Source organism: Novosphingobium sp. BL-S-34, assembly GCF_056857015.1.
In genome coordinates this window covers 2498044-2511392 of record NZ_CM166472.1, presented here as the reverse complement: position 1 = coordinate 2511392, position 13349 = coordinate 2498044, and the positions used below count along the sequence as shown (strand labels likewise).

The following is a 13349-nucleotide window of genomic DNA, read 5'->3' as shown; positions in this document are numbered from 1 at the left end:
GATCTCCCTATTTACTCCGACATATTCCCAGCGCATCAGAAACGCAATGTTTGTCGTTCCTTCGCGTGAGAAGGACTGTTAGGTTCCATCGGAGAGGTGCCAATAACAGTGTCAGAAGCCAATTTCGTGAACGATGAAGAAAGTGCAAGGCCGGCCGACGAAGCCCGTGGTCCGGGCCGCCGCCTGCACGGCGCTATCGCCCATAAACTGGGAACGGCCATCTTGTCCGGCAAATATGCACCGGGAGACATACTTTCTGGTGAAGTCGCCTTTGCCGAGGAACTCCAGGTCTCCCGCAGCGCCTATCGGGAAGCCATCCAGGTCCTGAGTGCGAAGGGTCTGGTCGCCAGCCGGCCCAAGGCGGGAACGCGGGTTCTTCCTCGCGATCGCTGGAACCTGCTCGATCCCGAAGTGCTGGGCTGGGCCTTTGCCGGAGAGCCGGACATCGAATTCGTGCGCAGCCTGTTCGAACTGCGCGCCATCGTCGAGCCAGCCGCCGCGCGCCTGGCCGCGCAGCGCCGGGAGAAGCACGATCTCAAGGCGATGAAGGACGCGCTGACGGCGATGCGTCGGCATACGCTCACCACCGAGGCCGGCCGCGCGGCGGACCGCGATTTCCACAACGCGATTCTCCAGGCGACGCGCAATGACGCCTTGCTGGTGCTCAGCGCCTCGATCGGCGCGGCAGTGAACTGGACCACCCAGTTCAAGCAGCGCGCCCGTGCCCTGCCCCGCAACCCGATCCCCGACCATGTCCGCGTCTATGACGCCATTGCCGCCGGCGATGCCGCCGCGGCAGCCGAGGCGATGAACGTGCTGGTGGACCTGGCGCTGGAGGACACCCGCAGCGCGATGGAGAAAAAATAAGGAAAGCCGTCGCCCCGGACTTGATCCGGGACGACGGCTTTCCTTACCGCTCCAAAAGAAAAAGGCCCCGGCGATTGCTCGCCGGGGCCTTTTTCGTTGATGCTGGATCGTCCGGTTACTCGGCGGGTTCCGGCACGAGGTCCGGCTCCGCGTTGGTCACCTTGCTGCCCCACAAGGCGTAGAACAGCACGTAGAGTTCGCATACAGCCGTCAGGATGAAAGAGTTCTGGAGGCCGAAGTTATCAGCCAGCCAGCCCTGCACGATCACCAGCGCGCCGCCGGCGATCGCCATGACCAGCAGGCCCGAGCCTTCTTCGGTCAGCGGGCCAAGGCCCTTGATGCCGAGCGTGAAGATGGTCGGGAACATGATCGAGTGGAACAGGCCGACGAGGATCAGCGACCACATGGCGACCGGGCCATGCGCGAAGATCGTCACGACCATCACCGCGAAGGCGCCAACCGAGAAGAACGCCAGGACCTTGCCCGCATCGAAGCGCTGCATGATCGCGGAACCGGCGAAGCGGCCGACCATCATGCCGCCCCAGAGGAAGGTCAGGTACTTGCCTGCCTGCTCATGCGTCAGGTTGGCGATGTCCGGCTGGCTGACGAAGTTCACGAAGAGGTTCGCCACGCCGATCTCGGCGATCAGGTAGATGAAGATCGCGGGAATGCCGAACACGAGGTTGCGGTGGTTCCACAAGGACAAGTGCTTGCGCTGGTCCTTGGCAAGGCGCGAGTTCGCCGAACCCATCGAGGGCAGCGGGAACTTGGCGATCACCACGGCCAGAATCACCAGCACCACTGCGACGAGCGCGTAAGGCAGGATCACCGAGTGCGCGTCCGCCAGGCGTTCGGCATCGGTCAGCACGGTACCGGCGGCGGAGGTGCCGCTCTTGGAACGGCCGAGGATCAGGTAGGCGCCGAAGAGCGGGGCCAGCATGGTACCGGCCGAGTTGAGCGCCTGCACCAGGTTGAGGCGCGAGGACGCGGTCTCGGGCTTGCCGACGACGGCGACATAGGGGTTGGCCGCAACCTGCAGCAGGGTGATGCCGCTGGCGATGACGAAGAGCATGACCAGCGTCACGCCGTAGGACGGGATGCTGGCGGCCAGCATCATGCCCAGCGCGCCGGCCGCCATGATCAGCAGGCCGACGACGAGCGACTTCTGGTAGCCGACGCGCTCGATCAGCTTGGCCGAGGGGATCGAAGCCACGAAATAGGCGATGAACCACACCGATTCGATCAGTGTCGTCTGGGTGTAGCTAAGATCGAACACACTGCGCAGATGCGGCAGCAGCGTGTTGTTGATGACGGTGATGAAGCCCCACATGAAAAACAGGCTGGCAAGCAGCGTCAGCGCAGGGCCGTAGCGGACGCCCGCTGGCTGCGCGTGAAGCACTGGGGCATCTCCAGATGAAACCACTGGGGGCATGACTATCCTCTCTTTACCAGAGAACCGCGCCGTGCCCTGCGGCAAACCGGCTTGCGCTCTTTCTATTTGTCGGACTATATGCGCGACACGGCGTCGTCAATGGGCCGCGTCGGAAACCAATATGCAGAATCGACTTACACTAAGAAATGGGAGCTAGGGCAATGAGGAAACTGCGCAAGGCGTTTGTAGCGATGGCGGTATCCGCCTCATCCTTTGCCCTTTCGGCCAATCCGGCGCTGGCCGCCGATGCCTCGCAGGCTCCGGCCGGTGCGCTGGCGGACGGCACGCAAGTCTCGGCCGTGACGCTGAAGGCCGCCAATGGCGTCTCCGCCACGATCCTGACCTACGGCGCCACGCTGTGGAAGATGATGGCCCCCGACCGGGACGGCAAGCTGGCCGACATCCTGCTCGGCTATGACGACGTTGCCAGCTACGAGAAGCGCCCGAACTACTGGGGCGCCACCATCGGCCGCTACGGCAACCGCATCGCGGACGGCAAGTTCACGCTCGACGGCAAGAGCTACCAGCTCCCCCAGAACGACCACGGCCAGTCGCTGCACGGCGGCGGCAAGGGCTTCGACGTCCAGAACTGGAAGGTCGAATCGGTCAAGTCCGGCGCCGTGGCGACGGCGGTGTTCTCGCTCGTCAGCCCCGACGGCGATTCGGGCTACCCCGGCACGGTGAAGACCAAGGTCACTTACTCGCTGGACGAGAAGGGCAACCTGCAGATCGTGTTCGAAGCGACGACCGACAAGCCGACCGTGCTCAACATGACCAACCACGCCATCTTCAACATGGCCGGTGAAGGCAGCCCGCGCGACGCCATGCAGGAAGTGCTGACGATCCCGGCCGGTCACTACACCCCGGTAAACGACAAGCTGATCCCCACCGGCGAACTGCGCGACGTTTCCGGCACCGTGTTCGACTTCCGCAAGGGCCGCCTGGTCGGTGAAGGCATTCGCGACGGCAAGGACGAGGAGATCGTCATGGGCCGCGGCTACGACCACAACTTCGCGCTCGACAAGGGCGTGACCAAGACCCCCGAGCTGGCCGCGCGCCTGGAAGACCCGGCGTCCGGCCGCGTGCTGGAACTGCTGACGACCGAACCCGGCGTGCAGTTCTATGCGGGCAATTTCCTCGACGGTACGTTCATCGGCAAGAACGGCCACCTCTACCGCATGGGCGACGGCATCGCACTGGAACCGCAGAAGTTCCCGGACTCGCCGAACCACGCGAACTTCCCGTCCACCCGCGTCGATCCCGGCAAGCCCTACAAGCATGTCATGATCTACCGCGTTTCCACTTCTTCGCGCTGACCTCGAAAAGAAACGATCGCCCATGACCGACAACAAGACTGCACCGAAGCTGCGCTCGCGCGCCTGGTTCGACAATCCCGACAACATCGACATGACCTCGCTCTACCTGGAGCGCTACCTGAACTTCGGCATCAGCCTTGAAGAGCTTCGCTCGGGCAAGCCGATCATCGGTATCGCCCAGACCGGCAGCGACTTGTCGCCCTGCAACCGCCACCACATCGTGCTGGCCGAGCGCATTCGCGAAGGCATTCGCGAAGCCGGCGGCATCGCGCTGGAATTCCCGGTCCACCCGATCCAGGAAACCGGCAAGCGCCCGACCGCCGGTCTCGACCGCAACCTGGCCTACCTCGGCCTGGTCGAAGCGATCTACGGCTACCCGCTCGACGGCGTGGTGCTGACCACCGGCTGCGACAAGACCACCCCGGCGCTGCTGATGGCCGCCGCAACCGTGAACATCCCGGCGATCGCGCTTTCGGTCGGCCCGATGCTCAATGGCTGGCACAAGGGCGAGCGCACCGGTTCGGGCACGATCGTCTGGAAGGGCCGCGAGATGATGGCTGCCGGCGAACTCGACGCCGACGGCTTCATCAAGCTCGTCGCCTCGTCGGCACCGTCCACCGGCTACTGCAACACCATGGGCACGGCGACGACGATGAACTCGCTCGCCGAAGCCCTGGGCATGATGCTGCCCGGCTCGGCCGCGATCCCCGCGCCTTACCGCGACCGCCAGGAATGCGCATGGCGCACCGGCAAGCGCATCGTCGACATGGTGCACGAGGACCTCAAGCCCTCCGACATCATGACGCTGGACGCCTTCCATAACGCCATCGCCGTCAACGCCGCCATCGGCGGTTCGACCAATGCCCCGATCCACCTTGCCGCGATCGCCCGCCACATCGGCGTCGATCTGCCGCTGAAGGACTGGGAGCGCATCGGCCACAAGATCCCGCTGCTGGTGAACCTCCAGCCCGCCGGCGAATACCTGGGCGAAGACTACTACCGTGCCGGCGGCGTCCCTGCCGTGGTCGCGCAGCTCATCAAGCAGGGCCTCATTCACGAGGGCGCGATGACGGTGAACGGCCAGACCATGGGCGACAACTGCCGCGACGCCACGATCGAGGACGAGAAGGTCATCAAGCCCTTCGACCAGCCGCTGGTGGAAGAAGCCGGCTTCCTGGTCCTGTCGGGCAACCTGTTCGACGCCGCGATCATGAAGACCAGCGTGATCTCCAAGGAATTCCGCGACCGCTATCTCTCGAACCCCGACGACCTGGACGCCTTCGAAGGCCAGGCCGTGGTGTTCGACGGTCCGGAAGACTACCATCACCGCATCGACGATCCGGCCACCGGCATCACCCCCCAGACCCTGCTGTTCATGCGCGGCGCCGGCCCGATCGGCTACCCGGGTGCCGCCGAAGTGGTGAACATGCGTCCGCCTTCGTACCTCATCACCGAAGGCGTGCACTCGCTGCCCTGCATCGGTGACGGCCGCCAGTCGGGCACTTCGGGCAGCCCCTCGATCCTCAACGCTTCGCCTGAAGCCGCAGCCATGGGCGGCCTCGCCCTGCTGGAATCGGGTGACCGCGTGCGCATGGACCTCAAGAAGGGCCGCGTGGACGTGCTGATCTCCGACGAGGAACTGGCCGCGCGCCGTGCCGCTCTGGAAGCCAAGGGCGGATACCCCTACCCGGCCTCGCAGACGCCGTGGCAGGAAATCCAGCGCTCGGTCGTCGGCCAGATGGACACCGGCGCTATCCTCGAAGGCGCCGAGAAGTACCAGCGCATCGCCCAGACAATGGGCCTGCCCAGGGACAACCACTAAGGGCGATAACCACTAAGATCGACATCCTGTCCGATCTAGCCGTCGGATGACCTTTCGGCCCTCGTCCCTGCCTGTCCCCCAAGGGAAAGGACGGGGCGGGGGCCGATTTACTGTTAGGGAGAGTTTCATGACACTTTGGCGCAAGATCGATCGCGACGTGCGCGATACCCTCGGCGAAGGCGCGCTCTGGTGCGCGCGCGACAATGCCTTCTACTGGGTCGACATCCTCGCCCCTGCCCTCAACCGTCTCAGCCTGGACGATAACATCGTGACTCGCTGGGACATGCCCGCCCGTCTCGGCTGGGTCGCCCCGCGTGCCGAAGGCGGCCTGATCGGCGGCTTCCAGGACGGCGTCGCCAATATCACGCTCGACCCGCTGACCATCTCGGACCGCAACGATCCCGAACCGCACCTGCCCGGCAACCGCATGAACGACGGCAAGGCCGACCGCCACGGCGCGATCTGGTGCGGCACGATGGACATGGCCGAGGAGAACGTCTCTGGCTCGCTCTACCGCCTCTCGCCCGCGGGCGAATGGCAGGTGATCGACAGCGACTACACCGTGCCCAACGGTCCGGCTTTCTCGCCCTGCGGCCAGTGGCTCTACCACGCGGACTCGGCGCTGCGCGTGATCTACCGCTTCGCCCTGGATGAAACCGGTGCTCACTCGCGCGAGGAATTCATCCGCTTTTCCGAGGAAGACGGCTATCCCGACGGCATGACCACCGACGCCGAAGGCTATCTCTGGACCGCCCATTGGGACGGCGGCAAGATCAGCCGCTTCGCCCCCGACGGCACCCGCGAGCGCTCGATCGAACTGCCCGCAAAGCGCATCACCAACATCGCTTTCGCGGGCGAGAAGCTGGACCGCATGTTCGTGACTTCGGCATCCAAGGGCCTGCCGGAATCCGAATTCGACGGGGCGCTGTTCGAGGTGGAATCCGGCGTTACCGGCAATCCCTCGGGCATCTATCTCGGATAACCGACGAGGGCGGATTGCCCCCATACGTTCGTCATTGCGAGCGCAGCGAAGCAATCCAGAGCCGCGCAGAGCCGCTCTGGATTGCTTCGGCGGCTTCGCCTCCTCGCAATGACGAAGGGAAGGAAGTTCGCCTCCTCACGGGCGGCGAACAGAGGGAAGTTTCGCCTCCTCGCGGGCGACGAACGGAAAGAGCATGCCTGGAGCGGAACCAGCGCATCCGGCGCCTCGTCACACGAGATCTGCCACGCCCTTCAGGCTTTCGCGCAGCTTCGCCAGCGCCTGCGCCTTCAGCTGGTGTACGCGCGGGATCGAGACTTGCAGCACTTGCGCGATCTCGGCCAGGTTCAGCTCCTCCACGAAATAGAGCTGCACCACCAGTTTCAGCCGCTCCGGCAGGTCGGTGAGCGCTTCCACCACCGCGCCGCGCAGTTCCTCGTCGGCCAGGAGCGCGTGACTGTCGGGCCGCTCGTCGGCGAAGGCCATGTTCTGGTCCGAATAGACCTCGTCGATGGCCTCGAAGCGAAGCGGTTGGCTGGATCCACGCAGGACGGCAAGGTCGCCCTCGTCGATACCCATGGCCGCGGCCAGCTCGTGCGGGCGGGGATCGCGGCCCAGCGTGCCGCGCAGCTCGGTTTCCTTGGCGGCAAGCTGGCGCCGCCGCTCGCTCGCCCCGCGCGACATCGGCACGGCGCGGCGGATCAGGTCCACCATGGCCCCCCGCACCCGCATCTTGGCATAAGCCGCGAAGCCGTCCTCGGTCGGTCCCTGATGCTTCTGCGCGCATTCGGTGAGCGCCACGAGGCCGGCCTGGATCAGGTCCTCCAGCTCGATGCCCGGCCGCCCGGCGCCGTGCCCGCTGCCATGGACATGCCAGGCAAGGCGGCGGACCATCGGCAGGAACCGGCGGACCCGGTCGCCAACGTCCCCCTGGTAGGCCCCGGCGATACGGCTGGACGTCTTGTGGAAGGAAGTCTGGTCCTGCTTCATGCGGCCATGCTTTCAGCTTGATCGTGATGGGAATCGGGGTGGGGAAGGCCGGGGACCGTGCGCTCGGGCTGGGCGGCGCCGACCACGTCGACCACTTCTATGGGCTGGGTCTGGGGCAGTTCGGCGATGGAGAGCACCAGGCAGGTCGGCGCGCGCAGGCGCAGCAGCGCGGAGAGCGCACGCCGGGCGCGGGGCTGGACCACCAGCGCCAGCGGCACTTCGCCCGGCCCGCGTTCCTCGCAGAGCATGGCGATCCGCTCGCCGATCATGCGGGCAAGGTCCGGCTCGATCACCGGCTGGCCGGTGACGGGATCGATCATGCCCTGAACGATCGCCGCCTCCAGTCCGGCATCGAGCGTGATTACCGGCAGGCGCTCATGCGGCGGGCAGACGCGGCCGACGATCAGCGCCCCCAGATCGGCCCGCATCAGTTCCACCAGCCGTTCGTGATCGACCGTCTGTTGCACCGCGCGGCTCAGGCTGGCGAGGATCGGCAGGGGATGGGCGATGGGGATGCCGTCTTCCAGCAGCGCGCGCAGGAGCCGGGTGATCGCGGCGAGCGATAGCGGCTGGGGATGGATAGTCTCGACCAGCCCGGCCGAATGCGCCCTGATGCCTTCGAGCAGCGCCTTCACTTCGTCCGGGCCGAGCAGGTCGTGCGCCCGCTCGGACAGGAGCTGGTTGAGGTGAGTGGCGATCACCGTACCGGCATCGACGGTCAGGAAGCCTTCGGCCGTGGCATGGTCGCGCGCGGCGGGGTCGATCCAGAGCGCCGGGCAGCCGAAGCTGGGATCGCGCGTCGCTTCTCCGCGCAGGCCATGGTTGGCGCGCGCCTCGCCCGCGTCGATGGCCAGCACCCGGTCGGCGCGGATCGTGGCGCTGCCCAGCGTCACCCCGCCAAGGGCGATACGATAGTCGTGCGGCGGCATGTCCAGCGCGTCCCGCACGCGGAACTGCGGGACGATGAAGCCGAACGACTGGCTGAGCTGCTTGCGCACGCCGGTGACACGGCTGACCAGCGGCGCGCCGCGGCGTTCGTCCACCAGCTGGACCAAGCCGTAGCCCAGCTCGATAGTGACGAGGGTATGGTCGGAAACGTCCTCCAGGGCGATCCGCGAAGGGTCCGCCATGGGCGGGGCTTCGAGGACCGGCTCGGGCATGGCCTGCCGCTTGCGCAGCGCGTGCCACAGCCAGAAGGCCAGCGCCGCCGCCGGGAGGAAGACGGTCTGCGGCATGGCGGGGATCAGGCCGATCGCCGCCAGCACCACGCCGACCGGCAGCCATGTGCGCGGATTGGCGAACTGGCCGCCGATCTGCCCGGCCAGGTCCCTGCTGTCGGAAACGCGGGTGACGATGACGGCGGCGGCGATCGACAGCAGCAGCGAGGGCACTTGCGCCACCAGCGCATCGCCGATGGCCAGGGTGATGTAGGTCTGCGCGGCCTCGGTGGCGGACAGGCCGTGGCTGATCATGCCGAGGCAGAAGCCCGCGACGATATTGACACCCAGGATCAGCAGCGCGGCGATGGCATCGCCTTTCACGAACTTGCTGGAGCCATCCATCGAACCGTAGAAGTCCGCCTCGGTGGCCACTTCGCGGCGCCGGGCCTTGGCTTCGTCAGCGGTCATCAGCCCGGCCGCGAGGTCGGCATCGATCGCCATCTGCTTGCCCGGCAGCGCATCGAGCGTGAAGCGCGCGGACACTTCCGACACGCGTCCCGCGCCCTTGGTCACGACCACCAGGTTGATGATCATCAGGATCAGGAACACGAAGATGCCGACGGCGAAGTTGCCGCCGATCAGGAACTTGCCGAAGGATTCGATGACCACGCCCGCCGCGGCCTCGCCTTCGTGGCCGTGGACCAGCACCACGCGGGTCGAGGCGACGTTGAGCGCCAGGCGCAGCAGCGTGGCGAAGAGCAGGACCGAGGGGAAGGACGAGAAGTCGAGCGGCTTTTCCGCATTCATCGCCGCCATGAGGATCGCCAGCGAGAGCGCGATGTTGAGCACGAAGGACACGTCGAGCACGAAAGCCGGAACCGGCACGATCATCAGCACGATGAGCGTGAGTATGCCCGCCGGCAGCGCCATCGTGCCGAGATCGCCGAAGCGGCGCAGAAGCTGGTTCACAGGCCCAGCCCCGCCAGCCGGGCATAGGCCGCGCGGACATGAGCGGGCGCGCTGGTGCCTGCCGCACCGAACATGCCTTGCAGCGTGTCGGCCATCGACGTGCGCGGCGGGGATGGCGGGATGGCGGGGGCGCGGCCTCCATGCGCGGCAGGGGCTTCCGCTGCCGCCGCGCGAAATTCGCGGGCGATCGGGCCCATCGGCATGTCCTCGGCCACGGCTTCGTAAGCGATCTGCGGCGAAGTCGGCCAGCCGGCACTCCCGGCATCGTAGCGGTTCTCCAATGCCCCACCCATCGCGCCGGCCATCTTGCCGCGCATGAGGTCCATCACCCCGCCCAGGCTGCGGGCTGCGCCGCCCTGGTAGAAGATCCCGCGGTTCGCCGCCGCCGCGCTGGGCAGGATGGCCGCCGCGCTCTGCAAAGGATCGGCCGCAAGCGCGCTGAGGAACTGCCCGGCCCCTGCCGAACCGAGGAAGTGCGCCAGGTAAAGCTCGGTGGAGTCCGGCTCGCGTCCCAGCCGCGCCGTCAAGTCGGCCTTGTTGTCATTGGCCAGTTCGGCCGCCATGAGCGCGGAAGCGTCGGCATCGTAGCGCAGGCCCATGATCTGGGCGCGCGTGCCGGGGTTGGAGAGACCGCCGCCGCTGATCGCCTGCTGGACCCAGGCCATGCCGTGGTCCGCCGCGTGGCGGCCCAGCGTGTTCAGCCAGGTGCCGTTGGTGAACTGAAACAGCCCCGCCGCGCTGGAGGTGGAGGCATGGGCGCCGGGATCGAGGCTCGATTCCAGCCGGGCCTGCGCCATGAGGTACTGGAAATCGACGCCCGTGGCCTGCGCGGCGCGCGCGATCGCAGCGCGCACTCCGGCTCCATTACCCTGGCCGCCAACATTGACGCCCGCGCCGATATCCGTACTCCGTGCCTCGCTCAAACTGATGCTCCCGATCCGGTTGGTTCGGAAGAATGTTCAGCAAGCACCGTGCCAGATGGCTCTGATCCGGGTAGATCGGACAGGCCCGGACAGACGCGGGCAGACGGCTCAGACCCGGCCGACAGCGCTTTCGGCTCTCCGGCCGCCGCCGGTGCGGGCGACCAGCGCATAGTTGCCACCCGCGCGGTAGAGCTGCGGCGCTCCGGTCAAGGTATTGAGACGGCGCGCGACATTGGCCGCGATGATGTTGCGGACCTGCCGGTTCACTTCGTTGAGGCGCCGTGCCGTTTCCAGCATGCCCCGGCATTCCTCGTCGAGATCGCCAAGCGGATCGATCTGGCCGGCCACGTCGAGCGCGGCGCAGAGCCGGTCCTTGTCGCGCGTGGTACCGACGATGGCGTCGAGGTCGAGCCCGGCAAGCGCTTGCCGCTCCGCTTCGAGAACGGCAAGCATCTGCCGCAAGCTGTCGTGCAGGTCGACTTCTTCGGCGCCGCCCGTTCCCGGTCCCGCCCCCGGCACCGTTTCCGCTGTCATCCGGGGGGTCATTCGCCGTGGCTCCGCAGCAGGACGCCGGCCGCGATCATGGCATCGGCGATCTGGGTGGGGATTACCGGGTAAGTGCCGTTCTCCACCGCCTTGCGGATCATGGCGACGCGCTCGGCATCGACGGGGGCGGTGCCGGGGTCGAGCGCCGCAGACGCTTCCACGGTCGGGCTCTCCGCCCAGGCCGAAAGGCTCGTCACCCCGGCATTCGCAGCGCTTTCCGGCTTGCCGACGGCGCGCGCGAGCCGGGCGTTGATGGCGCCCAGGGCGCTGGTGGATCCCATTTCGATGGGGGGCATGGTCTGGCTCCTTGCGATGTCCTTTCCCTCAAGGACGGCGCCGACCGGAAAGCGTTAAGGGTCTCGGGCGGGATTTTACCGAAAGCCCGGCTGAAAGGCCGGGCAGTTCGGTTAAGGCAGCGGTAGGGAAACGAGGCCAGGCCGCACGATCAGGGCGCGCATCTCCTCCCCCCGCGCCCCGCCGAAACCCTTGCCGACCGCCGCGGTGCGCACCCTTATCCAGGCGCCGACCGCACCGCCTTCCAATGCCTCTCCGGGCTGGGAGACCGAGAAGCCCTCACCCTCGACCGAGATCGCCACGGCATCCCCGCGCCGCACCGCCCAGCTCGACGGAGCGGAAGCCACCGGCCCGGCGCGCCGCACCGGCACGAAGAGACGCCAGCCTCCGGCATCGCCGCAATGGACCACCACGCTGTCCTGCGTGGCCGTACGCCAGGCCAGAGAAACGACCGACCGGCAGGGCTGGAGACGCAGACGCCGATCGACCGGCGTCGCCGCGCCGCCTTCCTCGCCCGCGGCAGCGCCGGTGAAAGCGGCCACCTGGCGGTCGATCGCATCGAGATCGGCAAAGGTGCCCGCCGCGCCGAGATCTGCCGCGGCACTGGCAGCGGCACTGGCACAGACAACGGCAGCGGCGGCCATCAACAGGAGACGGGACAGCGCTGGGGTCGGATTCATGGCGCGGAGATTCCTTCGGAAGATACAGGCCTGCTTTCCAGCAAGCTCCGTGCCACCGGCTCGGGCAGGGCCGGATCGTCGAAAGCGAGTGCCACCCGCGCCGGTCCCCGCCCCGGCTCCGCCACTACCCTTGCCCGCAGGCCCATGGCGCCCGCTGCCCGCGCGAGGCGTGCGGCTTCGGCCAGCGCGGCGGGAAGCGCGGTGGGCGTGGGGCCGTAGAATGTCGTCACCGTCAGCCGCTGGCGGGGGTCCGCCGCCTGCCGGGCCAGCCACGCGCCCAGCGGCGGGGCATCGGGCGTCGCCAGATAGACGGCAAGCGGCGCGGCCGGAGCAGGTGCGTCGGCAGGCTGGGCCAGTTCCTGTCTGCGGTCACTGTCCTGCCTGCGATCAATGGCCTGCCGGCGGTCGTTCTCCTGACGGCTGAGCGCCGCAGCCGCGATCATGAACAGGATCAGCGAAAGGTCCGCCAGCGAGGTCTGCCAGCTTGCCGCAACCCGCGCGCTCAAGACCTGGCGCCCGACGTCTCGCGCACGGGGTGCTCCATGCGCGGCATGGCATCGGCCACTTGCGCCTCCAGCCAGTCGATCACCGTCTGCCGGTCCCGCTCCTCATCGGCGGCGCGCCGCGCCACCACGCGCGCCAGGGGCGTGAAGAACAGGTTCCCCAGCAGCAACCCGTAAAGCGTCGTCAGCACCGCCATGGAGATGGCCACGGAAAAGTCTCCGCCCGGCTGGTCGAGCGGCGGCAGCTGGTTGAGCGCGACCAGCGTTCCCGCAAGGCCGAAGACCGGCGCGAGGTCGCCTGCCTGGATGAACGTCCGGACCGCGGACTGGCTGCGCTCCACGCGGCGGCGCTTGTGCGCGGCATGGGCCAGCTGGAGCGCGCCGAGCGAGCGGCTGCCGATCAGCAACGCCGTGGCCTCGTCGAATTCGGCATCGCCGGTGGGCGCGGGGCGGGAGCGGATCACGCCGTCCTGCCGGATTTCCTGCACTTGCACGGCCAGTTCCGCACGGGCGTGCTCCGGGTCGAAGGGGCGGTGGAGCAGCAACGCACCCACCGCCGTCAAGGCCGTGAGGCAATCGCCGCTGCCGCAGCGCAGGACAGTGGCAAGACAAGTCCCGCCGAGCACGATGAGCGCGCTGGCGGGGTCCAGTAGATGTTCGGGCTGCATGACGGGCGCTTCTCCTTTGCACCCGGAGAACGGCAGCCGGCGGCAAGTTTCAGCCCCGGACCCGGTTTGCCGCCCAAACGGCAAGCATTTGCCGTCCGCCCGGCTGCGATGGGGGCGGCCCGGATGCTCGAAACGAGCGAAATCCGCCGGTTACATCGATTGGCACACCCCTTGCGATGAAGGCGGCGAACCACTCGCCG

The 13349-nt window shown here is 67.3% G+C and carries 13 protein-coding genes; 4 read left to right on the top strand and 9 right to left on the bottom strand.

The annotated features are described in order from the left end of the window. Window positions 1–126 precede the first annotated feature (126 nt). Window positions 127–867, top strand: coding sequence for a FadR/GntR family transcriptional regulator (locus AC1VV3_RS12035; protein ID WP_132268316.1), 741 nt, complete (start codon window positions 127–129; stop codon window positions 865–867). A 115-nt stretch (window positions 868–982) separates the two neighbouring features. Here the strand turns inward: AC1VV3_RS12035 and AC1VV3_RS12030 are convergent, their stop codons facing one another. Beyond that, window positions 983–2299, bottom strand: coding sequence for a sugar MFS transporter (locus AC1VV3_RS12030; protein WP_132268314.1), 1317 nt, complete (start codon window positions 2297–2299; stop codon window positions 983–985). 191 nt (window positions 2300–2490) lie between these two features. On the opposite strand from AC1VV3_RS12030, the gene AC1VV3_RS12025 reads away from it, so the two are divergent. The 3 genes from AC1VV3_RS12025 to AC1VV3_RS12015 all read left to right on the top strand — a co-directional run bounded on the left by AC1VV3_RS12025 (window position 2491) and on the right by AC1VV3_RS12015 (window position 6419). Next, window positions 2491–3615 (top strand): aldose epimerase family protein, encoded by a 1125-nt coding sequence (locus AC1VV3_RS12025; RefSeq protein ID WP_482962097.1) that lies wholly within the window; start codon window positions 2491–2493, stop codon window positions 3613–3615. 22 nt (window positions 3616–3637) lie between these two features. Beyond that, window positions 3638–5437, top strand: coding sequence for an IlvD/Edd family dehydratase (locus AC1VV3_RS12020; RefSeq protein ID WP_134093930.1), 1800 nt, complete (start codon window positions 3638–3640; stop codon window positions 5435–5437). A gap of 127 nt (window positions 5438–5564) precedes the next feature. Continuing rightward, on the top strand, window positions 5565–6419 hold the full coding sequence (locus AC1VV3_RS12015) for an SMP-30/gluconolactonase/LRE family protein (protein WP_482961860.1): 855 nt from the start codon (window positions 5565–5567) through the stop codon (window positions 6417–6419). Between the two features lie 228 nt (window positions 6420–6647). On the opposite strand, the gene AC1VV3_RS12010 is transcribed toward AC1VV3_RS12015, so the two are convergent. From AC1VV3_RS12010 to AC1VV3_RS11975, 8 genes are all read right to left on the bottom strand, one after another. Next, window positions 6648–7406, bottom strand: a complete 759-nt coding sequence (locus tag AC1VV3_RS12010) for a sigma-70 family RNA polymerase sigma factor (RefSeq protein WP_482961859.1) — start codon at window positions 7404–7406, stop codon at window positions 6648–6650. After that, window positions 7403–9496, bottom strand: coding sequence for a flagellar biosynthesis protein FlhA (locus AC1VV3_RS12005; protein ID WP_465128287.1), 2094 nt, complete (start codon window positions 9494–9496; stop codon window positions 7403–7405). Before AC1VV3_RS12005 ends, AC1VV3_RS12010 begins: the two co-directional genes overlap by 4 nt. Before the next feature lie 35 nt (window positions 9497–9531). Then, window positions 9532–10458 carry a lysozyme family protein gene (locus tag AC1VV3_RS12000; RefSeq protein WP_482961858.1) on the bottom strand — a complete coding sequence of 309 codons (927 nt, stop codon included), beginning with the start codon at window positions 10456–10458 and terminating at the stop codon, window positions 9532–9534. A 108-nt stretch (window positions 10459–10566) separates the two neighbouring features. Next, complete coding sequence (locus AC1VV3_RS11995) at window positions 10567–11004, bottom strand: flagellar protein FlgN (protein WP_482961857.1); 438 nt, start codon at window positions 11002–11004, stop codon at window positions 10567–10569. Beyond that, window positions 11001–11300 (bottom strand): flagellar biosynthesis anti-sigma factor FlgM, encoded by a 300-nt coding sequence (locus AC1VV3_RS11990; protein ID WP_132268304.1) that lies wholly within the window; start codon window positions 11298–11300, stop codon window positions 11001–11003. Before AC1VV3_RS11990 ends, AC1VV3_RS11995 begins: the two co-directional genes overlap by 4 nt. A gap of 111 nt (window positions 11301–11411) precedes the next feature. Beyond that, the gene (locus tag AC1VV3_RS11985) at window positions 11412–11978 is read right to left on the bottom strand and encodes a flagella basal body P-ring formation protein FlgA (RefSeq protein ID WP_482961856.1); all 567 of its coding nucleotides are present in this window, start codon (window positions 11976–11978) and stop codon (window positions 11412–11414) included. Beyond that, the gene (locus AC1VV3_RS11980; RefSeq protein ID WP_482961855.1) at window positions 11975–12484 is read right to left on the bottom strand and encodes a hypothetical protein; all 510 of its coding nucleotides are present in this window, start codon (window positions 12482–12484) and stop codon (window positions 11975–11977) included. Before AC1VV3_RS11980 ends, AC1VV3_RS11985 begins: the two co-directional genes overlap by 4 nt. Beyond that, the gene (locus AC1VV3_RS11975) at window positions 12481–13149 is read right to left on the bottom strand and encodes a MotA/TolQ/ExbB proton channel family protein (RefSeq protein ID WP_132268301.1); all 669 of its coding nucleotides are present in this window, start codon (window positions 13147–13149) and stop codon (window positions 12481–12483) included. The genes AC1VV3_RS11980 and AC1VV3_RS11975 overlap by 4 nt, the downstream gene beginning before the upstream one ends. Between the last annotated feature and the right edge of the window lie 200 nt (window positions 13150–13349).